At 73.5% G+C, this 26,325-nt stretch carries 20 protein-coding genes; 18 read left to right on the forward strand and 2 right to left on the reverse strand.

What is annotated here, in order from left to right; genetic code table 11:
- Positions 1-16 precede the first annotated feature (16 nt).
- From AC0VXQ_RS05115 to AC0VXQ_RS05175, 13 genes are all read left to right on the forward strand, one after another.
- The gene (locus tag AC0VXQ_RS05115; RefSeq protein WP_100463662.1) at positions 17-1,348 is read left to right on the forward strand and encodes a dihydroorotase; all 1,332 of its coding nucleotides are present in this window, start codon (positions 17-19) and stop codon (positions 1,346-1,348) included.
- Positions 1,345-1,926 carry a PH-like domain-containing protein gene (locus tag AC0VXQ_RS05120; RefSeq protein ID WP_064725354.1) on the forward strand — a complete coding sequence of 194 codons (582 nt, stop codon included), beginning with the start codon at positions 1,345-1,347 and terminating at the stop codon, positions 1,924-1,926. The genes AC0VXQ_RS05115 and AC0VXQ_RS05120 overlap by 4 nt, the downstream gene beginning before the upstream one ends.
- A gap of 8 nt (positions 1,927-1,934) precedes the next feature.
- Positions 1,935-3,131 (forward strand): glutamine-hydrolyzing carbamoyl-phosphate synthase small subunit, encoded by a 1,197-nt coding sequence (gene carA, locus AC0VXQ_RS05125; RefSeq protein ID WP_100463637.1) that lies wholly within the window; start codon positions 1,935-1,937, stop codon positions 3,129-3,131.
- A gap of 4 nt (positions 3,132-3,135) precedes the next feature.
- Positions 3,136-6,459, forward strand: a complete 3,324-nt coding sequence (gene carB, locus AC0VXQ_RS05130) for a carbamoyl-phosphate synthase large subunit (RefSeq protein ID WP_100463639.1) — start codon at positions 3,136-3,138, stop codon at positions 6,457-6,459.
- Positions 6,456-7,367: an orotidine-5'-phosphate decarboxylase gene (gene pyrF, locus AC0VXQ_RS05135; RefSeq protein WP_328798607.1), complete on the forward strand. Its 912-nt coding sequence runs from the start codon at positions 6,456-6,458 to the stop codon at positions 7,365-7,367. The genes carB and pyrF overlap by 4 nt, the downstream gene beginning before the upstream one ends.
- A gap of 158 nt (positions 7,368-7,525) precedes the next feature.
- Positions 7,526-7,840, forward strand: a complete 315-nt coding sequence (mihF, locus tag AC0VXQ_RS05140; RefSeq protein WP_058731701.1) for an integration host factor, actinobacterial type — start codon at positions 7,526-7,528, stop codon at positions 7,838-7,840.
- 4 nt (positions 7,841-7,844) lie between these two features.
- Positions 7,845-8,429: a guanylate kinase gene (gmk, locus tag AC0VXQ_RS05145; protein WP_058731700.1), complete on the forward strand. Its 585-nt coding sequence runs from the start codon at positions 7,845-7,847 to the stop codon at positions 8,427-8,429.
- A 118-nt stretch (positions 8,430-8,547) separates the two neighbouring features.
- Positions 8,548-9,009, forward strand: a complete 462-nt coding sequence (rpoZ, locus tag AC0VXQ_RS05150) for a DNA-directed RNA polymerase subunit omega (protein WP_058731699.1) — start codon at positions 8,548-8,550, stop codon at positions 9,007-9,009.
- A 171-nt stretch (positions 9,010-9,180) separates the two neighbouring features.
- Positions 9,181-10,479: a bifunctional phosphopantothenoylcysteine decarboxylase/phosphopantothenate--cysteine ligase CoaBC gene (coaBC, locus tag AC0VXQ_RS05155; protein ID WP_404435513.1), complete on the forward strand. Its 1,299-nt coding sequence runs from the start codon at positions 9,181-9,183 to the stop codon at positions 10,477-10,479.
- 56 nt (positions 10,480-10,535) lie between these two features.
- Positions 10,536-11,738 carry a methionine adenosyltransferase gene (gene metK / locus AC0VXQ_RS05160; protein ID WP_064725349.1) on the forward strand — a complete coding sequence of 401 codons (1,203 nt, stop codon included), beginning with the start codon at positions 10,536-10,538 and terminating at the stop codon, positions 11,736-11,738.
- On the forward strand, positions 11,739-13,862 hold the full coding sequence (locus tag AC0VXQ_RS05165) for a primosomal protein N' family DNA-binding protein (protein WP_475529344.1): 2,124 nt from the start codon (positions 11,739-11,741) through the stop codon (positions 13,860-13,862).
- Positions 13,863-14,003: 141 nt separating this feature from the next.
- Complete coding sequence (locus AC0VXQ_RS05170; protein WP_133143327.1) at positions 14,004-15,284, forward strand: YkvI family membrane protein; 1,281 nt, start codon at positions 14,004-14,006, stop codon at positions 15,282-15,284.
- Positions 15,281-16,519, forward strand: a complete 1,239-nt coding sequence (locus tag AC0VXQ_RS05175; protein ID WP_058743580.1) for a YkvI family membrane protein — start codon at positions 15,281-15,283, stop codon at positions 16,517-16,519. Before AC0VXQ_RS05170 ends, AC0VXQ_RS05175 begins: the two co-directional genes overlap by 4 nt.
- Here the strand turns inward: AC0VXQ_RS05175 and AC0VXQ_RS05180 are convergent.
- Both AC0VXQ_RS05180 and AC0VXQ_RS05185 read right to left on the reverse strand, forming a co-directional pair.
- Positions 16,470-17,606 carry a glycosyltransferase family 4 protein gene (locus tag AC0VXQ_RS05180; protein ID WP_058731243.1) on the reverse strand — a complete coding sequence of 379 codons (1,137 nt, stop codon included), beginning with the start codon at positions 17,604-17,606 and terminating at the stop codon, positions 16,470-16,472. The two genes, AC0VXQ_RS05175 and AC0VXQ_RS05180, sit on opposite strands and share 50 nt — an antisense overlap.
- Entirely contained in the window at positions 17,603-18,598 is a 996-nt protein-coding gene (locus AC0VXQ_RS05185; protein ID WP_165590114.1) for an alpha/beta fold hydrolase, read from the reverse strand. Before AC0VXQ_RS05185 ends, AC0VXQ_RS05180 begins: the two co-directional genes overlap by 4 nt.
- A gap of 123 nt (positions 18,599-18,721) precedes the next feature.
- Here AC0VXQ_RS05185 and leuS point away from each other — a divergent pair, with 123 nt between their 5' ends.
- The 5 genes from leuS (at position 18,722) to holA (ending at position 26,172) form a co-directional block, all read left to right on the forward strand.
- Positions 18,722-21,232 carry a leucine--tRNA ligase gene (gene leuS / locus AC0VXQ_RS05190; protein ID WP_058731241.1) on the forward strand — a complete coding sequence of 837 codons (2,511 nt, stop codon included), beginning with the start codon at positions 18,722-18,724 and terminating at the stop codon, positions 21,230-21,232.
- A 136-nt stretch (positions 21,233-21,368) separates the two neighbouring features.
- Positions 21,369-22,304, forward strand: a complete 936-nt coding sequence (locus tag AC0VXQ_RS05195; RefSeq protein ID WP_058731240.1) for a DegV family protein — start codon at positions 21,369-21,371, stop codon at positions 22,302-22,304.
- Between the two features lie 124 nt (positions 22,305-22,428).
- A complete protein-coding gene (locus AC0VXQ_RS05200; protein WP_475529348.1) occupies positions 22,429-23,340 on the forward strand; it encodes a ComEA family DNA-binding protein in 912 nt (303 codons plus the stop codon).
- 31 nt (positions 23,341-23,371) lie between these two features.
- Complete coding sequence (locus AC0VXQ_RS05205; RefSeq protein ID WP_131797963.1) at positions 23,372-25,237, forward strand: ComEC/Rec2 family competence protein; 1,866 nt, start codon at positions 23,372-23,374, stop codon at positions 25,235-25,237.
- Positions 25,168-26,172 carry a DNA polymerase III subunit delta gene (gene holA / locus AC0VXQ_RS05210; RefSeq protein WP_231377226.1) on the forward strand — a complete coding sequence of 335 codons (1,005 nt, stop codon included), beginning with the start codon at positions 25,168-25,170 and terminating at the stop codon, positions 26,170-26,172. Before AC0VXQ_RS05205 ends, holA begins: the two co-directional genes overlap by 70 nt.
- Positions 26,173-26,325 lie beyond the last annotated feature (153 nt).

A 26,325-nucleotide genomic window follows, 5' to 3' on the forward strand; every position in this document is an offset into this window, starting at 1 on the left:
CACCGGAAAGGACACCATGACCGACGCCGCGATCCTCATCCGAGACGCCCGCCTGCTGGGCGAGCAGACCGTGGACGTGCTGGTGCGCGAGGGGCGCATCGCCGAGCTCGGCGAGAACCTGACCGCCCCCGAGTCCGCCCGGGTGATCGAGGCCGAGGGCCTCGTGCTGCTGCCCGGGCTGGTGGATGTGCACACCCACCTGCGCGAACCCGGCCGGGAGGACGCCGAGACCGTGCAGACCGGGACCCGGGCGGCCGCCGCCGGCGGCTACACCGCGGTCTGCGCGATGGCCAACTCCGATCCCGTCGCGGACACCGCCGGGGTCGTGGAGCAGGTCCAGCGGCTGGGCCAGGACGCCGGCTGGGTCGAGGTTCGACCGGTCGGGGCGGTGACCGTGGGTCTGCAGGGTGAGCGCCTGTCCGAGATCGGCGCGATGGCGGACTCCCGGGCGCAGGTGCGGATGTTCTCCGATGACGGCAGGTGCGTACACAACCCGGTGCTGATGCGCCGGGCCCTGGAGTATGTCAAGGCCTTCGACGGGATGATCGCCCAGCACGCCCAGGAGCCGCTGCTGACCGACGGGGCCCAGATGAACGAGGGCGCGGTCTCCGCGGAGCTCGGCTTGGCCGGCTGGCCCGCGGTGGCCGAGGAGTCCATCATCGCCCGGGACGTGTTGCTCGCCCAGCACGTCGGCTCCCGGGTGCACATCTGCCACCTGTCCACCAAGGGCTCGGTGGAGATCGTGCGCTGGGCCAAGCAGCGCGGCATCGCCGTCACGGCCGAGGCCACCCCGCACCACCTGCTGCTCACCGACGAGCTGGCCCGCACCTACGACCCCGTGTACAAGGTCAACCCCCCGCTGCGCACTGCCGAGGACGTCCAGGCCCTGCGCGCGGCCGTGGCCGACGGGACCATCGACGTGATCGGCACCGACCATGCCCCGCACCCGGTGCAGGACAAGGAGTGCGAGTGGGCGTGTGCGGCGATGGGCATGACGGGTCTGGAGACCGCTCTGTCCGTGGTCCAGCAGACCCTGGTGGACACCGGGCTGATCACCTGGGCCGACGTCGCCCGCATCATGTCCGCCGACCCCGCGCGTATCGCCCGCATCCCGGGACAGGGCCGTCCGATCGCGGTGGGGGAGCCGGCCAACCTCGTGCTGGTGGACCCGCAGGCCCGGCGCATCGTCGTCCCGGAGGAGCACCAGAGCAAGGGCCGCAACTCGCCCTACCGCGGCCTGGAGCTGCCCGGGCGGGTCATGGCCACCGTCTGGGAGGGCCACCCGACCGTCCTGGACGGGCGCATGGCGACCCCCCGCACCCCGGAGGCTGAGGGGGCGCGCGCATGACCTTCCACCACCTGCTGACCCTGCTCTCCTCGTTGCTGCTGGCCGGGATCGTGCTCGGGCTGATCGGACTGGGCTGGCGCCACCGCCGGGACCGGCAGTCCGGGATCGCCCGGCCCGCCCCGGTGCCCGAGCGCCTCGACGGGGCGCAGGCCTCCTTCGCCTGCCCCGCCCAGTACGTCAGCACCACCCGCGCGGGGGACTGGCTGGATCGGATCGCGGTCCACGGGCTGGGCGCGCGCGCCGACGGGCAGGCCCTGGTCCTGACCGAGGGCCTGATCATCGTGCGCGACGGCGCCGAGGACCTGTGGGTGCCCGCCGAGGCGATCCGGGTGTTGCGCCGAGAATCCGGGATGGCCGGGAAGTTCGTGGAGAAGGACGGGCTGGCTGTGATCACCTGGGACCTGGGCGGACTGCTCGTGGACACCGGGCTGCGCACCCGCCGCGCCGCGGACACCCCCGCCCTGCTGCAGGCCCTGCGCGCCATCGCCCCGCACGCCGCGGACCGCCTGCCCGAGCCCGCCCCGCCGGCACCAGCCGCCCCCGCCGATCAGACCACCGCCGCGACCTCGAGGAAGTAGCACACACCATGACCACCCACGCCATCCCCGCCCCCACACCGGCGGTCCTCGTCCTGGAGGACGGCTCCGCCTGGGAGGGCAGCGCCTACGGCGCCGTCGGCTCCACCCTCGGCGAGGCGGTGTTCTCCACCGGCATGACCGGCTACCAGGAGACCCTCACCGACCCGTCCTACGCCGGGCAGATCGTCATCCAGACCGCCCCGCACATCGGCAACACGGGTGTCAACGACGAGGACGCCGAATCCCGGCGCATCTGGGTCGCCGGCTACGCGGTGCGCGAAGCCGCCCGCATCCCCTCGAACTGGCGCTCCCAGCGCAGCCTTGACGAGGAGCTCACGGACCAGGGCATCGTCGGCATCCGCGGCATCGACACCCGCGCCCTGACCCGGCGGCTGCGCGAGGTCGGCGCGATGCGCGCCGGCATCTTCTCCGGGGACCAGGCCGATCGACCCCGCGCCGAGCTGCTGGCCGAGGTCTGGGACTCCGCCGGGATGCTCGGGCGCCGCCTGGCCGAGGAGGTCAGCATCACCGAGGAGCAGATCGTCGAGCCCTCGGAGTGGGGCTGGGAGGGCGAGCCCCGGGGCACCGTGGTCGCGGTGGACCTGGGCATCAAGTCCATGACCCCGCGCCGCTTCGCCGAGCGCGGGCTGCGCACCGTGATCGTCCCGGCCGACACCGGATTCCAGCGGATCCGCGAGCTCGGGGCGGACGGGGTGTTCTTCTCCAACGGCCCCGGGGACCCCGAGACCGCGGATGAGCAGGTCCAGCTGCTGCGCGAGGTGCTGCGGGCCAAGATCCCGTTCTTCGGGATCTGCTTCGGCAACCAGCTGCTGGGCCGGGCCCTGGGCTTCGGGACCTACAAGCTCCCCTTCGGCCACCGCGGGATCAACCAGCCCGTGCTGGACCGGGCCACCGGCACGGTGGAGATCACCGCCCAGAACCACGGCTTCGCGGTGGACGCCCCGCTGGATGGACCCGTCACCGCCCCGCAGGAGGAGTTCGGGCGGGTCGAGGTCTCCCACGTGTGCCTGAACGACGACGTCGTGGAGGGCCTGCGCTGCCTGGACCTGCCGGCCTTCTCCGTGCAGTACCACCCCGAGGCCGCCGCCGGACCGCACGACGCCGCCTACCTCTTCGACCGTTTCATCGACTCCCTCCCGGCCGCCGGATCCGCCGCCGCAACCGCGCAGAAAGCAGGAAAGTAACCCCATGCCCCGTCGCACCGATCTGCACTCCGTCCTGGTCATCGGCTCCGGTCCCATCGTCATCGGGCAGGCCGCGGAGTTCGACTACTCCGGCACGCAGGCCCTGCGCGTGCTCAAGGACGAGGGCATCCGCGTCATCCTGGTCAACTCCAACCCGGCCACGATCATGACCGACCCCGAGTTCGCCGACGCGACCTACATCGAGCCGATCACCCCGGAGACGGTCGAGAAGATCATCGCCAAGGAGCGCCCCGACGCGATCCTGCCGACCCTGGGCGGACAGACCGCCCTGAACACCGCGATCGCCCTGGACGAGCGCGGCGCGCTGGAGCGCTACGGCGTCGAGCTGATCGGGGCGAACATCGCCGCGATCAACCTCGGCGAGGACCGCGAGGCCTTCAAGGGCGTGGTCGAGCGCTGCGGGGCCGAATCCGCCCGCTCCGAGATCGTGCACTCGATGGACGAGGCCCTGGCCGCCGCCGAGCGGCTGGGCTACCCCATGGTCGTGCGGCCCTCCTTCACGATGGGCGGGCTGGGCTCCGGGATGGCCTACGACGAGGTCGACCTGCACCGGATCGCCGGGGCCGGGATCCAGTACAGCCCCACCAGCGAGGTGCTCCTGGAGGAGTCCATCCTCGGGTGGAAGGAGTACGAGCTGGAGATGATGCGCGACCGCAACGACAACGTCGTCGTGGTCTGCTCGATCGAGAACTTCGACCCCGTGGGGGTGCACACCGGGGACTCCATCACGGTCGCCCCGGCGCTGACGCTCACGGACCGCGAGTACCAGAAGATGCGCGACGTCGCGATCGCCGTGATCCGCGAGGTCGGGGTGGACACCGGCGGGTGCAACATCCAGTTCGCCGTGGATCCCGCCACCGGGCGCGTCGTCGTCATCGAGATGAACCCGCGGGTCTCCCGCTCCTCGGCCCTGGCCTCCAAGGCCACCGGCTTCCCGATCGCCAAGATCGCCACCAAGCTCTCCCTGGGCTATACCCTGGACGAGATCCCCAACGACATCACCCGCAAGACCCCGGCCTCCTTCGAGCCCACCCTGGACTACGTCGTGGTCAAGGTCCCGCGCTTCGCCTTCGAGAAGTTCCCGGCCGCGGACCCCACCCTGACCACCACCATGAAGTCCGTGGGCGAGGCCATGGCCCTGGGCCGCAGCTTCACCGAGGCCCTGCAGAAGGCCATGCGCTCCCTCGAGCAGAAGGACGGCGCCTTCGACTTCGCCGCCGAGACCCCGGACCGGGACGCCCTGGACGAGCTCGTGGAGGCCACCCGCACCCCCACCACTCAGCGGATCCACCAGGTGCGCCGGGCCCTGGCCGCCGGGGCCGGCGTGGAGCGGATGTACGAGGCCACCGGCATCGACCCCTGGTTCCTGGATCAGCTGCAGCTGCTCAACGAGGTGGCCGAGCGGGTCCGGGCGGATCCGGACCTGACCCCGGACACCCTGCGCGAGGCCAAGCGCCACGGCTTCTCCGACGCCCAGATCGCCGCCATCGCCCACACCCGCGAGGACGTGGTCCGGGGGGTGCGCCACGCGCTGGGCATCCGCCCGGTGTTCAAGACCGTGGACACCTGCGCGGCCGAGTTCGAGGCCTTCACCCCGTACCACTACTCCGCCTACGACCAGGAGGACGAGGTCGCCCCGCACGAGGGGGAGTCCATCATGATCCTGGGCTCCGGGCCCAACCGGATCGGGCAGGGCATCGAGTTCGACTACTCCTGCGTGCACGCCTCGATGGTGCTGCGCGAGGCCGGCTACGAGACGGTCATGGTCAACTGCAACCCGGAGACCGTCTCCACCGACTACGACGTCTCCACCCGCCTGTACTTCGAGCCGCTGACCCTGGAGGACGTCCTGGAGGTCATCGAGGAGGAGCGGCGCACCGGCGGACTGAAGGGCGTGTACGTGCAGCTGGGCGGGCAGACCCCGCTGAAGCTGGCCGCGCAGCTGCAGGAGGCCGGGGTGCCGATCCTCGGGACCACCCCCGAGGCCATCGACCTGGCCGAGGATCGCGGGGAGTTCGCCCAGGTCCTGGAGCGGGCCGGGCTGATCTCCCCGAAGAACGGCACCGCCTCCACCTTCGCCGAGGCCAAGCGCATCGCCGACGGCATCGGCTACCCGGTGCTGGTGCGTCCCTCCTACGTGCTCGGCGGGCGCGGCATGGAGATCGTCTACGACGAGGCGAGCCTGGCGGCCTACCTCGAGCACGCCACCGAGGTCTCCCCGTCCCAGCCGGCCCTGATCGACAAGTTCCTCGAGGACGCGATCGAGATCGACGTCGACGCCCTGTACGACGGCACCGACCTGTACATGGGCGGGGTCATGGAGCACATCGAGGAGGCCGGAATCCACTCCGGGGATTCCGCCTGCACCCTGCCGCCGGTGACCCTCGGCCCGGACGTCATCGACCGGGTCTGCGCCGCGACCCGCGGGATCGCCGAAGGGGTCGGGGTGCGCGGGCTGATCAACATCCAGTTCGCGGTGGCCTCGGACATCCTCTACGTCATCGAGGCCAATCCGCGCGCCTCGCGCACAGTGCCCTTCGTCTCCAAGGCCACCGGGGTGCAGCTGGCCAAGGCCGCCGCGCTGATCGGGGTGGGCCGGAGCATCCGAGAGCTGACCGAGCAGGGCGTGCTGCCCTCGCACATGGACGGGGCCCGCATCCCGGAGGGCACGGCGATCGCCGTCAAGGAGGCCGTGCTGCCCTTCAGCCGCTTCCGCACCCCCGAGGGCGTGGTGGTGGACGCGCTGCTGTCCCCCGAGATGCGCTCCACCGGCGAGGTCATGGGCCTGGACCCCTACTTCGACACCGCCTTCGCCAAGGGCCAGGCCGCCGTGGGCAGCCCGCTGCCCACCGAGGGCCGGGTCTTCGTGTCCGTGGCCAACCGGGACAAGCGCTCCGCGGTCGTCTACGTGAAGATGCTCCAGGACCTCGGCTTCGAGATCGTCACGACCGGCGGCACGGCCCAGGTGCTGCGGCGCAACGGGATCCCCTGCACCGTCGTGCCCAAGCTCGGCGACGTCGCCGAGGGGGAGCGCTCCGTGGTGGACATGATCCGCGAGGGGCAGATCGACCTGATCTTCAACACCCCCTCCGGCGGCTCGGCCCGCGGGGACGGCTACGAGATCCGCGCGGCGGCGACCTCGGTCGGGGTCCCGCTGATGACGACGCTGTCCCAGTTCGGGGCCTCCATCCAGTCCATCGCGGCCCAGCGGGAGCACTCCTGGGACGTGCTGAGCCTGCAGGAGCACGAGGCCACCCTGGCCCAGCGGGCCCAGGAGGCCCCGGCAGCTGAGGGGGACCGGGCGTGAGCGCGGCCCCGGTGACGGCCCGGAGCCCGCGCGGCGAGGCCGGTGACCGGCTGGTGCGGGCCATGGCCGAGCACGGCCCCCTGTGCGTGGGCATCGACCCCCACCCGGGGCTGCTGCGCGACTGGGGGCTGGCCGATGACGCCGACGGGGCCCGGACCTTCGGCCTGCGCGTGGTGGAGGCCGCCGCGGGGGCCGCGGCCGTCGTGAAGCCGCAGGTCGCCCTGTTCGAGCGCCACGGCGCGGCGGGCCTGGCCGCCCTCGAGCAGGTGCTCACCGCCGCCGCGGATGCGGGGCTGGAGCTCATCGCCGACGCCAAGCGCGGGGACATCGGCTCGACCATGGCCGCCTACGCCGACGCCTGGCTGCGCGAGGGCTCCCCGCTGGCCGCCGACTGGGTCACGCTCAGCCCCTACCTGGGCTTCGGCTCCCTGGATCCGGCCCTGAACCTGGCCGCCGAGACCGGACGCGGCGCCTTCGTCCTGGCCCTGACCTCCAACCCGGAGGGTGCCTCGGTGCAGCACGTCGGCGGCCCCGAGGCCTCGGTGGCCCGGGGAATCGTGGCCGCCGCGCGGGAGCTCAACGAGCGGCTGCGCGAGCCCGGCCCCGAGGGGGCCGGCGGGTGGGAGCTGGCCGGACCGTGCGGGCTGGTCATCGGGGCGACCGTGGGCGCGTCCCTGTCGCGCCTAGGCATCGACCTGGCGGACTTCCCCGGTCCGATCCTCGCCCCCGGCTACGGGGCGCAGGGGGCCACCGAGGAGGATCTCGCCCGCGTCTTCGCCGGGACCGAGCGGCGCCTGGTCGTCTCCTCCTCACGGGCGATCTTGCGCCACGGACCGGAGGTCGCGGCGCTGCGCAGGGAGATCCTCGGGACCAACCGGCGGCTGGCCGCGGGACTGGCACCCTCCTGAACCGAGGACGGGTGCGGGCCCGGCCGGGGTCCGCTGCGTCACGATTGGTCGCCGCGGGCCCTTTTTCGGTAATTTGATCTGCGTACCCGTCGTCGGCCGACCCCGGATCCCGCGAACCGAGGCGGGCCCACCCAGGCCACGAACGAGAGGATGGCTCCATGGTTCTGCAACCCCTCACCGACGAGCAGCGCGCGGCCGCCCGGGAGAAGGCCAAGCACTCCCGGCAGGTGCGCGCCGAGGCGAAGCAGGCCCTGCGCCGCAGGGAGATCACCGTGGCCGAGTTCCTGGAGCGGGCCGACGGGGACGAGGCCCTCGAGCGGATCCGGGTCGAGGACATGCTGAAGTCCATCCCCAGCATCGGCGACGTCCGGGCCCGCGCGATCATGCGGGACCTGAAGATCGCTTCCAGCCGCCGCCTGCGCGGACTGGGCACGCACCAGCGCAACAGCCTGATCTCCTATCTCGAAGGGTGAGTCCATGTCCGAGGGGAACCACCGCACGCTGACCGTCCTGGCCGGTCCCACCGCCGTCGGGAAGGGCACCGTCTCCGCCTACATCCGAGACCACTACCCCCAGGTGTGGTTCTCGGTCTCCGCGACCACCCGCGGGCCGCGCCCGGGGGAGCAGGACGGGGTGCACTACTGGTTCGTCTCCGACGAGGAGTTCGACTCGATGGTCGAGCACGACCAGCTGCTGGAATGGGCCACGGTGCACAACAGCCACCGCTACGGCACGATGCGCGCCAAGGTGGAGGAGGCCCTGGCCGCGGGTCGTCCCGTGCTGCTGGAGATCGATCTGCAGGGCGCCCGGCAGGTGCGCAACGCGATGCCGGACTCCCGGCTGATCTTCCTGGCTCCGCCCAGCTGGGACGAGCTGGTGCGGCGCCTGCGCGGCCGGGGCACCGAGTCCCCGGAGGAGCAGCGCCAGCGCCTGGAGACCGCCAAGGAGGAGCTGGCCGCGGAGCCGGAGTTCGACGTCACCGTGACCAACGACGAGGTGCGGCGCGCGGCCGAGGAGATCGTCTCCCTCATGGGGCTGGACCCCGCCGCACACCGCGACTGAGCCGCACCCCCGGCACCCGGGGGTACCCTGCCGACGCACCACGCGGTATGATGGCCGTTCGGTCCCCGCACCAGGCGGCGGCAGGGCCGATCCACACCCGACCAACGGAGCTAAACCCTTGTCACTTTCCGAACACGAAGGCATCATCGACCCGTCCGTGGATGAGCTGCTCGGCAAGGCCGAGTCCAAGTACGGCCTGGTGATCTTCGGAGCCCGCCGGGCCCGGCAGATCAACGCCTACTACTCCCAGCTGCAGGAGGGCCTGTTCGAGCATGTCGGGCCGCTGGTGGACACGGACATCAACGAGAAGTCCCTGTCCATCGCGATGCGCGAGATCGACGAGGGGACCATCGAGGCCCACCACGTCGAGGGCGGGAAGTTCAACGAGAACGGCCAGCTGGTCCACGACGACGCCCCCGCGGACTTCTTCGGCGCCGACTTCTTCCCCGAGGACGTCGAGATCAACGGCGACGCCTCCGTCGACTTCAGCTCCGGGCAGACCCCCGAGGTCATCGACCGGACCAGCCAGAGCGCCGAGCAGGAGCAGGCCGCCGAGGATCCCTCCGGCGAGCAGGCCTGATCCCGGCCGCGGCTCGCCCAGGGCCGCGGCGCGATCGCCACGGGCCGCCCTTCCCATCCTCACCGGTGGGCGGGGCGGCCCGTTCGCGTCCGCGATCGCCTGCTCCGCACCGGCGGGGGGCGGCCAGCGGTGCTCCCGCGTCGAACCCCGGTGCCCGGTAGCATGGGCCGGGTGCGCATCGTCTTAGGAATCGGCGGGGGCATCGCGGCCTACAAGGCCGCCATCCTGCTCCGCCTGCTCAAGGAATCCGGTCACGACGTCGTCCCCCTGCCCACGGACACCGCCCTGAGGTTCGTCGGCGCCCCCACCTGGGAGGCGCTGTCCGGGCATCCGGTGAACACCAGCGTGTTCGACGAGGTCCAGGCCGTCAACCACGTCCGCCAGGCCGAGGAGGCCGACCTCGTCCTGATCGCCCCGGCCACCGCGGACCTGCTGGCCCGGATCGCCGCCGGCCGGGCCGATGACCTGCTCAGCGCGACCGTGCTCACCGCGACCTGCCCCGTGGTGCTCGCCCCGGCGATGCACACGCAGATGTGGACCAACCCCGCGACGCGGGACAACGTCGCCCTGCTGCGCTCCCGCGGTCTGCGCGTGATCGAGCCGGCCGTGGGGCGCCTGACCGGGGCTGACTCCGGCCCCGGGCGCCTGCCGGAGCCGGCGGACATCGCTCGCCAGGCCCTGGCCGCCGTGTCCGCCGCGGGCCTCACCCCGAAGGAGGCGACCCGGCTGGCGCGGCTGCGCGTGCTGGTCACCGCCGGCGGCACCCGGGAGGCCCTGGACCCGGTGCGCTACCTCGGCAACCGCTCCTCCGGCAAGCAGGGCATCGCCGTCGCCCGGGCCGCCGCCGACGCCGGGGCCGTTGCGCACCTGGTGCTGGCCCACGCGGAGGTGCCCGCCCCGCAGCCCACCACGACGCTGAGCCTGTCCCGGGTCTCCTCCGCGCTGCAGCTGCGCGAGCGGGTGGGGGAGCTGATCCGGCAGGAGGCGCCCGACGTCGTCGTGATGGCCGCGGCCGTCGCGGATTTCCGCCCCGCCGCCTACGCCGAGACCAAGATCAAGAAGGACCCGGGCACCCAGGACGCCCCCGGCATCGAGCTGGTGCGCAACCCGGACATCCTGCGCGGCATCGTCACCGATCGCGAGAGCGACCGCACCCCGGAGCAGCCCGGGCCGGTGATCGTGGGCTTCGCCGCGGAGACCGGCTCCGCGCAGGCCAGTGTGGCCGAGCTCGGCCGCGCCAAGCTGGAATCCAAGGGGTGCGACGTGCTCGTGGTCAACGAGGTCGGCGCGCAGAAGGTCTTCGGCCGCGACGAGACCGCCGCGACCATCCTCACCCGCCGCCCCGACGGGGAGGTGGAGGAGCAGGAGGTCGCCGGGACCAAGGACGAGCTGGCCGCCGCCCTGTGGCGGGCCGTGCTGCGGCTGATCGATGACCAGTCGCGTCGCACGGCGTCATCCGCCTCAGCGTGAGGACTCCGCGCCCGGCGAGGGAGGAGACGACGCGGACCAGCGAGTACAGTGGTCGCGTGACTTCCGACCAGCGAGACCACCTGCGCCTGTTCACCTCCGAATCCGTCACGGAGGGGCACCCGGACAAGATCTGCGACCAGATCTCCGACTCCATCCTGGACGCCCTCCTGGACCAGGACCCCCTGGCCAACGTGGCCGTGGAGACCATGGTCACCACCGGGCAGGTGCACGTGGCCGGGGAGGTCACCACCAGCGCCTACGTGGAGATCCCCAAGATCGTGCGCGAGACGATCCTGGACATCGGCTACAACTCCTCGACCCACGGCTTCGACGGCGAGTTCTGCGGCGTCTCCGTGTCCATCGGGGAGCAGTCCCCGGACATCAACGCCGGGGTCTACACCTCCCTGGAGCAGCGCAGCGGCACCGCCCGGGACGAGCTGGACCACCAGGGGGCCGGGGACCAGGGGCTGATGTTCGGCTACGCCTCCAACGAGAACGCCGCCCTGATGCCCACCCCGATCTGGCTGGCTCACCGCCTGTCCGAGCGGCTGACCGCGGTGCGCAAGGACGGCACCCTCGCGGATCTGCGCCCGGACGGCAAGACCCAGGTGACCCTCGGGTACGACGGCACGACCCCCGTCTCGGTGGACACCGTGGTGGTCTCCACCCAGCACGACCGCGGCTACGCCCTGGAGGACCTGCGCCGCGACGTCGAGGAGCACGTGATCCGCCCGGTCCTGGCGGAGCAGGACCTCGACGCCGCGCAGGCGAAGCTGATCATCAACCCCGCCGGGCAGTTCGTGCAGGGCGGGCCCGTGGGCGACGCCGGGCTGACCGGACGCAAGATCATCGTGGACACCTACGGCGGGATGGCCCGCCACGGCGGCGGCGCCTTCTCCGGCAAGGACCCCTCCAAGGTGGACCGCTCCGCGGCCTACGCGATGCGGTGGGTCGCCAAGAACGTCGTCGCCGCGGGGCTGGCCGACCGCGCCGAGGTGCAGGTGGCCTACGCGATCGGGCAGGCCAACCCCGTGGGCCTGTACGTGGAGACCTTCGGCACCGAGCACGTGGACCCGGTGCGCATCGAGAAGGCCATCCGCGAGGTCTTCGACCTGCGTCCGGCCGCGATCATCCGGGATCTGGAGCTGCGCCGCCCGATCTACGCCAAGACCGCCGCCCACGGGCACTTCGGCCGCTCCGAGCCCGAGTTCACCTGGGAGCGCACCGGCCGGGTGGACGCCCTGCGGGCCGCCGTCTAGGTGAGCCCGGCCGAAGATCCCGGGGTGCTGCCCGGGATGGAGGAGCTGGGGGCACCCGAGCCGACGGCGCCCGGGACCTCCCCGGCGGCCGAACACCGACCGGTGGCCCGGGTGGCCATCGACACCCGGGTGCCTCACCTGGATCGGCTCTTCGACTACGAGGTGCCCGCCGAGCTGGACGAGCGGGCCCAGCCGGGCGTGCGCGTGCGGGTCAGCTTCCACGGCCGGGTGCAGGTGGCGTGGCTGGTGGAGCGGGTGGACACCACGGCCGCCGAGACCTCGCTGCGCCGGATCCTCGAGGTGGTCTCCCCGCTGCGCCTGCTCACCGAGCAGACCTGGGAGCTGGTCCGGGCGGTGGCCGCGCGCATGGCCGGTCTGGATGCCGATGTGCTGCGTCTGGCCGTGCCCCCGCGGGCCGCCCGCACCGAGCAGGCCTTCCTGCGCGAGCACCCCGGACTGCTCACCGGCCCCGAGCCGCCGCCCGCCCCACCCGTGGCCGACCCCGACTCCGACCCCGGTCCCGCCTCGACGGGTCCCTGGGGCCTGTACCGCGGGGGAGCGGCCTTCCTCGCCGCCCTGGGCGCCGAGCGCGACCCCGGACAGCCGACGCCGCGGGCCGTGGCCGCCCTGGCGCCGTCCGCCGAGGCCGACTGGGCCCGGCTGCTGGCCGCGGCCTGCCGCGCGGCGGTGAGCGCCGGGCGCCGGGCGCTGGTCATCGTCCCGGACGCCACCGCGCTGGATCGCCTCGCCGCGGCCCTGGCCCCGCTGTTCGACGCCGAGCGCATCGCCCGGCTGAGCAACGACGAAGGCCTCAGCGAGCGCGCCGGGGCCCACCTGCGCGCCCGCGCCGGCCTGGCCGACGTCGTGATCGGCACCCGCTCGGCCGCCTTCGCCCCCGTCCCGGAGCTGGGCCTGCTGGCCTGCTTCGACGACGGGGACCCCAACCTCACCGAACGCCAGGCCCCTTACGCCCACGCCCGAGACGTGCTGCTGCTGCGCAGCGCCCGGCAGGAGGTGCCCCTGCTGCTGAGCGGGTACGCGGTCTCCGCGGAGGCCCAGCGCCTGGTGGACACCGGCTGGGCCGTGCCGCTGAGCCCGGATCGGGAGGACCTGCGGCGCACCAGCCCCCTGGTGGTGGCCACCTCCGACTCCTACCAGCGGGCCCGGGACCCCCTGGCCGCCCTGGCCCGGATCCCGCAGCGGGCCCACCAGGCCGCCCGCCGCGCCCTGGAGCACGGGCCCGTGCTGGTGCAGGTGGCCCGCACCGGGTACGCCCCGACCCTGGCCTGTCAGCGCTGCCGCACCCCGGCCCGCTGCCCGCACTGCCACGGCCCCCTCGGACTGACCCGGGACTCCCGCTCCCACGCCGAGTGCCGCTGGTGCGGGCGGGCCGCGGCCGACTGGGCCTGCCCGAGCTGCGGCAACCGGACCTGGCGGCTGAGCACCGTCGGGGCGCTGCGCACCGCGGAGGAGCTGGGGCGGGCCTTCCCCCGGGTCCCGGTGATCTCCTCCTCCGGGGAGCACGTGCGCGCGCAGGTCCCGGACCGGCCCGCCCTCGTCGTGGCCACCCCGGGGGCCGAGCCGCGCGTGCCCGGCGGGTACCGGGCGGCCCTGCTGCTGGACGGGGACCGGATGCTGCAGCGGGACGCGCTGCGCAGCACCGAGGACGTGCTGCGCCGGTGGGCCAACGCCTGCGCGCTGGTGCGCTCCCGGCAGGAGGGCGGGGAGGTCGTGGTCACCGCGGAGCAGTCCTCGGTGCTGGCGGCACTGGTGCGCTGGGATCCCTCCGGATGGGCCCGGCGGGAGCTGGCCGAGCGGCGGGAGCTGGGCCTGCCCCCGGCGGTGCGCACGGCGGCGATCACCGGGCCCCGCACGGGCGTCGAGGCCTTCCTCCGCGCCCTGGACCCGCCCTCCCTCGGGCAGGCCCCGGCCCTGCGCGTGATCGACCCCATCCCGCTGGAGCCGGACGGAGAGGACCAGGAGCTCTACCGGGCGCTGGTGTTCATGTCCTACGGCATCGCACCGCAGGTCACGGCGGCCCTGCGGCGGGTGCGCGCGGCGTCGTCGGCGGCGCGTGAGCACGCCCCCGTGCAGGTGCGCTGCGACGGCTCCGACGTGCTCTGAGATCCCCGACCCCCTGACGCGGCCCCGAGGGCCCGCTACAATCTCATGCGGTGCCCGGGCCGAGGCGTCGACGCCGGGCGGGCACCCGGCAGCTCCCGCCGCGTCCGCTCGCTCCCGATCCCTTCCGGAAGAGGTCCCCGCATGTCCGTGAAGCGCACCGCGCGCATCGCCCTGTCCTTCGTCGGCCTGCTGGTCGGCGCGGGCTTCGCCACCGGACAGGAGGTGATCCAGTACTTCATCTCCTTCGGGTCCTGGGGCATCGCCGGGGCCGTGCTGGCCGGCATCGTCATGGCCGCCGCCGGCGCCGTGATCCTGCAGCTGGGCAGCTACTTCCTGGCCGATGAGCACAACCGCGTCTTCCGCTCCGTGTCCTACCCCGTGATCGCCAAGCTGCTGGACGCCTCCGTGACCATCACCCTGTTCGCCATCGGGTTCGTGATGCTCGCCGGGGCCGGCTCCAACCTGCAGCAGCAGTTCGGGCTGCCCGCCTGGATCGGCTCGGCCATCATGCTGGTGCTGGTCATGGTCACCGGCCTGCTGGACGTGGACCGGGTCTCCAACATCATCTCCGCGGTGACCCCGCTGATCATCATCGCCGTGTGCGCGGCCTTCCTCTGGACCCTGTTCCACCTGCCCTCGGACCTCTCGGCCCTGGACCATCTGGCCGCCGCCCAGGAGTCCCCGGTCTCGCCGTGGTGGGTCTCGGCCCTGAACTACAACGGCCTGGCGCTGATCCTGGGTGTGTCCATGTGCCTGGTCATCGGCGGGAACAACACCGACCCGCGGGAGGCCGGCTGGGGCGGTCTGGCCGGGGGCATCCTCTATACGGTCATGCTGATCATGGCCGCGGTGACCCTGTACGCCAACATCGCGGTGGTCGGGGACTCCTCCGTGCCGATGCTGAAGCTGTTCGAGCACATCCACCCCGTGCTCGCGCAGATCATGGTCTGGATCATCTTCCTGATGATCTACAACACCGCGATCGGCATGTTCTACGCGCTGGGTCGGCGCCTGAGCGCCGGGCGTGAGCAGCGCTACCGCCGGATCTTCCTCGTCGTGTGCCTGCTGGGCTTCGCGGTGAGCTTCGTCGGCTTCGAGACGCTGATGACCTACGTCTACCCCGTGATCGGGTGGATCGGTGCCGCGATGGTGCTGGTCCTGCTGGGCTGGTGGGTGCTCAACCGCCGCGACATCCTCGCCGAGGGGGACCGACGCCGGAACCTGCGCGCCCTGCTGTACCTGCGCGATCACCCCGAGCGGGAGTACAGCGACGCCCACGCCGCCCGGGCCGAGCGCATCGCCGAGGACTCGGTGGTCGAGGCCCCGCAGGTCACGGCCGCGATCGGCGTCGAGGTCCTGCGCGACCTGAACCGGGACGAGGACGTGGACTCCGAGCGGATCCACCGGGAGCAGGACCGATGAGCGCGCGCCGCACGATGCGCATCGCCCTGGCCTTCGTCGGGCTGGTCGTGGCCGCCGGCTTCGCCACCGGCCAGGAGCTGATCCAGTACTTCCTGTCCTTCGGGGCGATCGGGATCCTGGGGGCGCTGATCTCCGGGGTCGTGATGACGGTGGCCGGGGCCGTGGTGCTGCAGGCCGGCTCCTACTTCCTGGCCAAGGACCACCGGAAGGTGTTCCGCAGCGTCTCCCACCCGGTGGTCTCCGTGTTCCTGGACGTCGCGGTGACCCTGACCCTGTTCTCGGTGGGCTTCGTGATGCTCGCCGGCTCCGGGGCGACCCTGGAGCAGCAGTTCGGGCTTCCGGCCTGGGTCGGCTCCCTGATCATGGTGGCGCTGGTGATGCTCACCGGCCTGCTGGACGTGGACAAGGTCTCGCGCATCATCTCCTCGGTGGCCCCGGTGATCATCCTGGCGGTCCTGGTGGCCTTCATCTGGTCCCTGGCGCACGTGCCCGGGGACCTGGGGGCGCTGTCGCAGCTGGGCCGGACCCAGGAGTCCCCGGTGCACCCGTGGTGGGTCTCCGCCCTGAACTACACCGGGATGAACCTCATGGTCGGGGTCTCCATGTCCCTGGTGATCGGCGGTGCCGAACCCAGCCCGAAGGAGGCCGGCTGGGGTGGGCTGATCGGCGGGCTGATCTTCACTGCCCTGCTGCTGATGAACGCGACCACGCTGTTCTTCACCCTCGACGAGGTCGGCGACGCCCAGGTGCCGGTGCTGAAGGTCTTCGACCACATCAGCCCCGTCTTCTCCACGATCATGGTGTGGATCATCTTCCTGATGGTCTACAACACCGCGATCGGGATGTTCTACGCCCTGGGTCGTCGGCTCACCGCGGCCCACCCGCGGCGCTACCCCTGGGTGTTCCTCACGGTGTGCGCGATCGGCTACGCCGTGAGCTTCGTCGGCTTCGGCACCCTGATGTCCAGCGTCTACCCGGTGATCGGCTACGTCGGGCTCGTGCTGATCGCGGTGCTGGTGCTGTGGTGGTGGCCGCGTCGGCAACGGATCGGCACCGAGGACTCCCGGCGTCGGCGCATCGGCGCCCTGCTGCGGGTCAAGCAGGATCGCCGACGCCGATTCTCCCGGGGTCAGCAGGATCGGCTGGAGGCCCTGCTGGAGGAGTCCGAGACGGAGCCCGCGGCCGTCACGTCCGCGCTGGAGATCCAGAACCGCCAGCACGACGAGCGCGGCTGACCCGCTCGGCCAACTCCACCAGGGTGCGCGCCGAGGCCTCCCAGGAGTACCGGGCGGCGTCGGCGACGCCCCGTGCCGCGAGCTCGGTGCGCACCCGGGGATCCTCCAGGCGGCGCACCGCGGCAGGGAAGGCCTGCGGGTCCTCGAAGTCCACGTGCAGCCCGTGCGGGGCGACCTCCCGGAAGATCGGGATGTCGCTGAGCACCACGGGAACCCCCTGCGCCTGCGCCTCGACCACGGGCAGGCCGAAGCCCTCGGCCCGGGAGGCGCTGACCAGCGCCCGGGCCGTGCGCAGCAGCTCCCGGTACTCCGGCTCGGCGATCCCGTCGTGGAAGACCACCCGGTCCGGATGTCGGATCAGCGCGGCCAGCTCGCGTCGTCGGGCCTCGGGGTAGCGGGAGAGCAGGTGCAGCCGGTACCCGGGCAGCCGCTCCATGCCCGCGATCAGCCGCTCGACCCCCTTGTACGGCATCGCCGATCCCATGTAGAGCAGGTCCGTGCCGCGCCCGCGCGCCCGGGTCCGGGCCTCGACCGGGTCCAGCAGCACCCCGTCCGGGGCGGCATTGGGCACCACCGTGACGGGGCGGCGGGTCAGCCGGTGCTCGTCCATCAGCCCGGCGGTGGTGTCGCTGACCGTCACGACGGCGTCGGCCCGGTTCAGCAGCCACCGCTGCGGGGCGTAGCTGCGGTGGAACAGCCGCCAGCCCAGGCGCACCGGGGCCGGCAGGAACCCCGGCGGCTGCGGGTGGGCGTAGTAGATCAGGTCGTGCAGGGTGAGGATCTGGGCGTAGTCCCGGCCCCAGGTGCCGATGGTCTGCATCGGGGAGAAGACCACGTCCGGGCGCAGCCGGTTGATCCGCAGGGCGCTCAGCGGCTCCAGAGGACCGGTGGGGGAGAACCCGCGCACCGTCGGCAGCTCCGGCAGCTGCTTCCGCTGGGCCGGGTCGCTGATGAGCATCGCGACCCGCAGCCCCGGGGTCTGCCCGGTGCGGATCAGCGCATCCACCGCGTGCAGCAGCCCGGCCGTGTACCGGCTGATGCCGTCGTGCACAGGCCGGACGTAGCGGGCATCCACCAGCAGCCTCACGCCGCACCCCCGTTCCCGTCGGACCGAGCGGGTCCGGCCGCCGGGCGCGATGACGACGCCGCCGGCGCGGCCCCGGTCTCCGGGAGGGCCTCGGCGAGGAAGTCCCCGACCACCCGGGCCGCCCGGCGGGGTGTCTCGTAGTGGATCAGGTGCCCGACCTCGGGCAGCACTTCCAGGCGCGCCTGCGCCTGCGGTGGGAAGGTCTCGCGCAGCCGCCGCTGCCCGGCCACCGAACCGAGGTCGTCCCGCTCGGCGGCCACCAGCAGCGTGCGCACCGTGACCTGCCCGGACCAGTCGCCCACGGTGGCCCGGATCGAATCGGCGTAGGCCTGAATGACCACCCGACGGGAGGCGAAGGCCCCGAAGTACGCGGCGTGCTGACCGTTGATGAACCGGCGCAGGTGCGCATCGCGGGTCTTCATCATCAGCTCCGAGGAGATCCGGGTGATCGCCGCCGAGCGCACCAGCCGATCTCCCAGCGCCTCGGGCAGCACCGCGCACACCCTGTAGAACAGGGCGGCCCCCCGGGCCGGCAGGCGCTGGGCCGAGGCCAGGGCCGGTTCGCAGATGGGGTTGAGCAGGGCCAGCGCCGCCACCGCGTCCGGGTGCTGCGCCGCCAGGGCCGCGGCGACGACGGAGCCGTAGGAGTGCCCGAGCACCGCCAGGGGCAGCCCGTCCTGCGGCAGGGCTTCGAGCAGCTGCCCCAGGATCTCGGCGTAGCCGGCGACGTCGTGGGCGCGGGCTGGGAAGGCCGGGGAGCGGCCGAAGCCGGGCAGGTCCGGGACCACCGTCTCGACGTCGTCCGGCAGGGCGCGGGCCACCAGGTCCAGACCGTGGTGGTCCCCGCGGAAGCCGTGCACCGCGACCAGGCGCACCCGGGGCGAGGTGCGTGCCGGGTAGGTCCAGGTGCGCAGGACGCCGGCGGGCAGATCCCACCGGGTCTCGGCGGGCAGGTAGGCGCCGACGGGGGCGGATTCCAGGATGGAGCTCACGCCCTCCACTCTACGGTTCCTCCCCGGGCCGGGCGCCGTCGTCGGGGTCCGGCACCGCGTAGACTGGGACGGTTCCCGCGCTCACGCGCGGGCGCCCGCACCCCGATGCCGAGAACCGAAGGAATGATGGTGGCCCAGGTGAGTGACGCAGTCCGCGAGCAGGCGGCCGAGGAGAGGACCTACGACGCCGCGGCCCTGGAGGCCCGCTGGCAGGAGTACTGGGAGACCGAGCGGGTCTTCGTCCCCCTCGACGACGGCTCCAAGCCCCGCCGCTACGTCCTGGACATGTTCCCCTACCCCTCCGGGGACCTGCACATGGGCCACGCCGAGGCCTTCGCGATGGGCGACGTCGTCGCCCGCTACTGGATGCAGCGCGGCTACGACGTGATGCACCCGATCGGCTGGGACTCCTTCGGCCTGCCCGCGGAGAACGCCGCCATCAAGAACGGCACGCACCCGGCCGAGTGGACCTACCGCAACATCGAGACCCAGGCGGCCTCCTTCAAGCGCTACGGGATCGCCGTGGACTGGTCCCGGCGCCTGCACACCTCGGACCCCGAGTACTACCGCTGGACCCAGTGGCTGTTCCAGCAGTTCCACGCCAAAGGCCTGGCCTACCGCAAGGACTCCCCGGTCAACTGGTGCCCCAAGGACCAGACGGTGCTGGCCAACGAGCAGGTCGTCAACGGCGCCTGCGAGCGCTGCGGCACCCCGGTGACCAAGAAGTCCCTGAACCAGTGGTACTTCCGCATCACCGAGTACGCGGACCAGCTGCTGGAGGACATGGATCAGCTGGAGGGGCACTGGCCGGAGCGGGTCCTGGCGATGCAGCGCAACTGGATCGGGCGCTCCTCGGGTGCGCGGGTGGACTTCCGGATCCCGGCCGAAGGCGGCCGGTCGGAGCGGGAGGTCTCCGTGTTCACCACCCGCCCGGACACCCTGTACGGCAACACGTTCCTGGTGGTGGCCGCGGATGCGGACCTGGCCCTGGAGCTGGTCACGGACGAGCAGCGGGCGGCCCTGGAGGAGTACCGGGAGCGGGTCAAGGCCTTCTCGGACATCGAGCGGCAGGCCACCGACCGGGAGAAGACCGGCGTGTTCACCGGTCGTCACGCGCTGAACCCGCTGACGGGGGAGTCCGTGCCCGTGTGGGCCGCGGACTACGTGCTGGCCGACTACGGGACCGGGGCGGTCATGGCCGTGCCGGCCCACGACCAGCGGGATCTGGACTTCGCCCGCGCCTTCGACCTGCCGGTGCGCACCGTCGTGGACACCGGGGAGGAGGACCCCGCGGTCAGCGGCGTGGCCACCACCGGGGACGGCGTGCTCACCGGCTCCGGGCCGCTGGACGGACTGGACAAGTCCGCCGCGATCGCCCGCGCCGTGCAGCTGCTGGAGGACAAGGGCGCAGGGGCCGGCCAGACCATCTACCGGCTGCGGGACTGGCTGCTGTCCCGCCAGCGCTTCTGGGGCGCGCCGATCCCCATCATCCACTGCCCGGACTGCGGTGAGGTCCCGGTCCCGGAGGATCAGCTGCCGGTGCGCCTGCCGGAGAACCTGAAGGGCGAGCAATTGGCGCCCAAGGGCCAGTCCCCGCTGGCCGCGGCCGAGGACTGGGTCAACGTCGCCTGCCCGTCCTGCGGCGAGCCCGCCCGGCGGGACACGGACACGATGGACACCTTCGTGGACTCCTCCTGGTACTTCCTGCGCTTCGCCAACCCCCACCTGGACACCGCCGCCCTGGACCCGCAGGCGCTGCGCGACTGGGCGCCGGTGGATCAGTACGTGGGCGGTGTGGAGCACGCGATCCTGCACCTGCTCTACGCCCGGTTCTTCGTCAAGGTGATCCGGGACCTCGGGTGGGTCGACTTCGATGAGCCCTTCCGGGCCCTGCTGAACCAGGGTCAGGTGCTCAACGGGGGCAAGGCCATGTCCAAGTCCCTGGGCAACGGCGTGAACCTCGGCGAGCAGCTGGACCTGTACGGGGTGGATGCGGTGCGCACCACGATGGTCTTCGCCTCCCCGCCGGAGGACGACGTCGACTGGGCCGACGTCTCCCCGGGCGGGTCCCTGAAGTTCCTGGCCCGGGCCTGGCGGCTGGGACAGGATCTGACGGCCCCGCTGGGGGCGGATCCGGCCGACGGGGACCAGGCGCTGCGACGGGTCACCCACCGGATGCTGCACGAGGCCGAGCAGGCCCTGGAGTCGGGCAAGTTCAACGTGGTGGTCGCCAAGACCATGGAGCTGGTCAACGCGACCCGCAAGGCCATCGACGCCGGGCCCGGCGGGGCCGATCCGGCCGTGCGCGAGGCGGTGGAGGCCGTGGCGGTGCTGCTGAGCCTGTACGCCCCGTACACCGCGGAGGACCTGTGGCACCAGGTCGGACACGATGAGCCGGTGCTGCGCGCGGGCTGGCCGCAGGTCCGGGAGGAGCTGCTGGTCCAGGACACGGTCACCGCCGTCGTGCAGATCCGCGGCAAGGTCCGGGACCGCCTGGAGGTGCCCGCGGACATCGACGCCGAGCAGCTGCGCGAGCGCGCCCTGGCCTCGGATGCCGTGCAGCGGTTCCTGGACGGGTCCGAGATCCGCAAGGTCATCGTGCGCGAGCCGAAGCTCGTGAACATCGTCGCCTAGGCGCACGCGGGCAGCGGCCATGACCGAGACGCGGGATCCGGCAGGCACAACCGGGCGGGAGGAGACCGGCCCGGACGTTCCCGGGGCGGTCCTTCCCGAGACGGGCGCGGCGCGGTCGCGGCCGTGTCGGGTCGGGGTGCTCACCGACGCCGCGGCTGGCCTGCCCCGCACCCTGCTGGAGCGAGCACGCGCGGCCGGGGAGCTGATCTGCCTGGATCTGCCCCTGATGATCGAGGGCCAGATCTTCCCCGAGGCCGCGGACCCGCGCGTGCGGGAACACCTGGTGCTCGCCGCCGCCGAAGGCCGCAGCATGAGCACCTCCCGCCCCTCCCCGGGCGCCGTCTCCCGGGCTCTGGCGGCCCTGGCGGCGGCCGGGTGCACCGAGGTGGTGGCCCTGACCATCTCCGGGGAGCTGTCCGGGACGGTCCAGACCCTGCGCACCGCCGCCCGGGAATCCCCGATCCCGGTGCGCGTGCTGGACACCCGGACGGTCGCCGCAGCCCAGGCCGCCGGGGTGGCCGCCGCGCTGGCCGCCGCGCGCACCGGCGCGGATGCCGACCGGGTGCTCGAGGCGGCCCAGGCGGCCCTCGAGGCGACGCAGCTGCTGTTCTGGGTGCCCTCCCTGGAGCAGCTGGGCCGCAGCGGCCGGGTGCCCCGGGCCCTGGCCCGCGTCGGGCAGATGCTGCACGTCAAACCCATCGCGACCGTCGAGCAGGGGCGCCTGCGCTACCTGGAGCGGCCCCGGCAGGAGGGTCCGGCGGTCCAGCGCTTCGCCGAGCTGGTCGCGCAGCGCGCCACCCGGGCGGTCCTGGCCGACGCCGCGGCCCGCGGCGTGCCCGACGATCACGGGCGGGCGGTGTGCCTGATCCAGGACTTCTGGGGCCGAGAGGTACCCGAGCGGCTGCACCACCGGATCGAGGAGCAGCTGGGGGGCCGGGTGCGCGTGGTGCGGGCGGACCTGCCCGCTGCCCTGGCCGTGCACACCGGCCTCGGACCGACGGCCGCGGCGAGCATCCCCGGGCACCTGGCAGGGGCTCTGGCGGATCCGGCGCCCGACGTCGCGGGGGACTGAGCGCCCTACGGGTCCGCGCCGATGGGGGATGGACGCGGTGTCTTGGCCCCGTCATCCACCGAGGGGTCCTCCGGCCGGGTCGGATGTGCGGAGGCGGATCGCGGGTCCTTCTACGGTGAGGCCCATGAACCAGCGCATCGAGGAAACCGAGGACCCGTGGGAGGTCCCGGAGGATCACCGCGTCACCCGCCGCACGGTCCCGTCCCCGCGCCGGGCGGGTCCCACGGCCTCCCGGCAGCGGCTGACCGCGATGATCGAGGGCCTGGCCCCGGACGAACGGGGACCGGCCGCCGTCCCGACGCCGGGGGTCGGGTGGCTGCGCTTCTCCCCGTCACCAAGGGCGGTGCTGGGCCTGCTGGCCGTGGCGGCCCTGGCTGTGCTCGCGCTCGTGCTGTTCGTCCCCCGCGGGGAGCAGCAGGCCCCGAGGATCGCCGTGGCCGCCTCCGGAAGCGCCTCCCCGTTGGAGCTCGGTTCGCCCGACCCGGGTTCCGACGCCGCCCCGGCGGCCGGTGCCCCAGGGACTCCGGGTGCCACGGCGGCGTCGGGCGGGGAGGTCGCCGTGCACGTGGTCGGCGCGGTGAAGTCCCCGGGGCTGCAGCGGCTTCCGGCCGGGGCCCTGACGGCCGAGGTGATCCAGGCCGCCGGCGGGCCCACCGAGGAGGCCGGGCTGGAAGGGATCAACCTCGCGGCCCCGGTGCAGTCCGGACAGCAGATCCGGGTGCCCACCCGAGAGGAGGCGGCCGCCCAGGCCGCGGCACCGCCCAACCCCTCCGGGACCGCCGCTGCGGGAGCCGGGGATACCGGGACGGGTCCGGGAACGGCCGGCAGTGGTGCCGCGAGCGGGGAGCGGATCAACCTGAACACGGCCACCGCCGAACAGCTGGAGACCCTGCCGCGGGTGGGCCCCAAGCTGGCCCAGCGGATCCTGGACTATCGGCAGGTCCACGGGGCCTTCGCCTCGGTGGCCGAGCTGGATGCCGTTCCCGGGATCGGGGAGGCCATGCTCGCCGCCCTCGAGCCGCTGGTCATGGTGTGAGATGCCCGCGCCCGGGCTCGGTACCCAACCCGTGCGAGCCGTGGATCTGCGGCTGCTCAGCGCTGCGGCCGCGGCCTGGACGGCCGCACTCCTCGCCCCCGGCCACCAGCCCCGGGCCCTGCTGGCTGCCGCCGGGATCTGTGCTGCGGGCGCCCTGGTCGGCGCCGGACTGCTCATCCCGGCGGCCATCGGGCGCCGTCGCGGTCCCCGGACCCGAGGTGCGGTCCCGGAGGATCCCGGGGATGGGGGACGGGCGGGTCGGTCCCCGAGATCCGGTCCCCGCGGGCTGCTCCCGCGGGCTCGCGCCGTCCTCGGTGCCCTGGTGATCGCGGCGGTTGGGGCGGGCCTGGTGCTGACCAGCGCCGGCCTGCAGGCGAGGGACCCGGTGGCCCTCGCTCTGGCGGAAGCCGCCCGCGCGAGCACCGACGGCGAATCGGGCACCGACGCCGAGTCATCGGTCGACGGCGCCGCCACCGGGGCGGGGCAGACCCCGGCCTCGTCCGCCGAGACGAACCCCGCGGAGACCGCCGTCCGCCTGGTCGCGCGCGTCGCGGAGGACCCCAGGGAGGTGGAGGGCCGCTTCGGCTCCCGGTGGGCCGTGCCCACCACGGTCCTGGCCGTGCAGCGCGGGCCCACCGGGGAGACGGCGGCGGGCTCGGCGGCGGTGACGCTGTGGTTCGGCGCCGATCCGACGGCGCGCCTGGCCGAGGCCGGCACCGCACCGGTCCTGCTGGCCGGCGTCGTGAGCGCCGGGCGCGGTGGGGAGCCGCAGATCTCGGTGGCCGCCGTGATCGGCCCGGCGGACCCGGACCACGCCGGATCGGGCGGTGCGTCGTCGGGCTCCGCCGACAGGACCGGTGCGCGGCCGGGGATCCTGGAGCGGGCCCGGGAGCGCACCGAGGCCCGGGCCCGGGACCTGCTCGCCCCGGACACCGCCGCCCTGGTTCTGGGCATGGCCTACGGGGATGACGAGTCCCTCTCGGAGCCGACCGCCGAGGACATGAAGACCGCCGGGCTCACCCACCTGACGGCCGTGTCCGGGTCCAACGTCGCGATCGTGCTGCTGCTCGGGGTCCACGCGGTGCGCTGGACCCGCTGCCCACGGGCGGTGACCCTGCTCGCCGGGATCGCGGCGGCCGGGGCGTATCTGCTGCTGGTCGGTCCGGACCCCAGCATCCTTCGCGCCACCGTCATGGGGGTGCTCGGCGGGATCAGCGTGGCCGCCGGGCGCGGCGGATCCAGCGGGGCGGCCCTGTGGGTCAGCACCGTCGTGCTGCTCACGGTGGACCCGAGCCTGGGCGCCGACGCCGGGTTCGTCCTGTCCGTGGCGGCCACCGCCGGGATCATCCTGCAGGGCCCGGCCGTGTGCCGGCTGCTGTGCGGGGTGGCCTGGCGGTGGCTGGCCGAGGCGCTGGCCATCAGCATCGTCGCGAGCCTCTGGTGCGCGCCCTATCTGGTCCACCTGTCCGGGTTCTGGGGGCCGTGGACGGTCCCGGCCAACGTGCTGGCGGCCCCCGCGGTCCCTCTGGGCACGGTCTGCGGTCTGCTGGCCGTGTGCTCGTCCGGGGTGGGCCCGCTGGCGGATCCGCTGCTGCTGGGCGCCGGTGTCTGTGCCCGATGGATCGAGGCGGTGGCCCACGGGATCGGGCAGGCCCCGGCCGCCCGGGTGCCCACCGGGGACGGGCCCGGCGCCGTCGTCCTGGCCGGGCTGTTCGCGGGATTGGCCGCGGTGGCCCTGCAGCTGGCGGACCCGGCGCGCCGGGCTACCATGAAGGAGCTGCCCGACAGTCTGCGGGCCAGCCTGGCCGCCGAGGAGGAAGGACCCCCATGCCCCCGCGCCGCCGCAGCGCCGAGACCGAGCAGACCTCCTGGCGCAGCGTGGAACCGGCCCCCGTGATCTTGCTCAGCGGTTCGGAGGAGCACTTCGCGTCCCAGGCCCGACGTCGCGTGCTCGCCCGGATGCGCGAGCAGCGCGGGGAGGTCGAGGTCCACGAGCTCTCCGCCCGGGACTACGCCCCCGGAGCCCTGGCCCAGGCCACCGGCCCCTCCCTGTTCGGGGACGCCCGCCTGGTGCGGGTCCAGGAGCTGGAGCGGATGTCCGAGGAGTTCCTCACCGAGGCCCTCGCCTACGTCAAGGCCCCGGACCAGGAGTCCGTGGTCCTGCTGCACCACGGCGGCGGCAATCGCGGGAAGAAGCTGCTGGACGCGATCGGCAAGGCCGGGCACCCGGTGGTGTCCTGCCGGCCGCTGAAGACGGACCGGGACGCCTCGGAGTTCCTGCACGCCGTCGTGCGCGAGGCCGGGCGGCGCATCGAACCGGATGCCGTGCGGCTGCTGATCGCCGCGACCGGGCGCGACGCCGCCGAGCTGCACGCCGCGGCCCGGCAGCTGCTGGCCGACGGGCCCGCCACGATCACCGATGCCGTGGTGGAGCGGTACTACGGGGGACGCACCGAGGTCACGGCCTTCAAGGTCGCCGACGCCGCCGTCGCCGGGAACCCCGGATCGGCGCTGCGCGCGCTGCGCCAGGCCCTGGACTCCGGGGTGGACCCGGTGCCGCTGGTCGGCGCCCTGGCCATGCGGGTGCGCACGATCGCCCAGGTGCACGGACGCCGGGACAGTCCCGCCCAGCTGGCCCGGGACCTCGGCATGGCGCCCTGGCAGGCCGAGCAGGCCCAGCGGGACGCCCGCCGCTACGCCCCCGAGGCGCTGGGGGAGGTCATCCGGGCCCTGGCCGAGGCCGACGCGCAGGTCAAGGGCGAAGCCCAGGACCCGATCTACGCCCTGGAGCGGGCCGTGCTCACCCTGGCCACCGCGGGACGCCGCCGCTGACCAGCCGCCCGAGGCCTCCTCCCGCAGGATGGGTCTCCGGGTCTCCCACCCTGCGCGCGCAGCGGCGCGCCCGGGGCGGGGCCGAGCGGATGGGGGCGGGCCGTGCGGATGCGACGAGGCCCCGTCGCCTCCACCCCCGGAGGGGAGTGAGGG

The organism is Rothia sp. QJM3NY_36 (genome assembly GCF_056173115.1).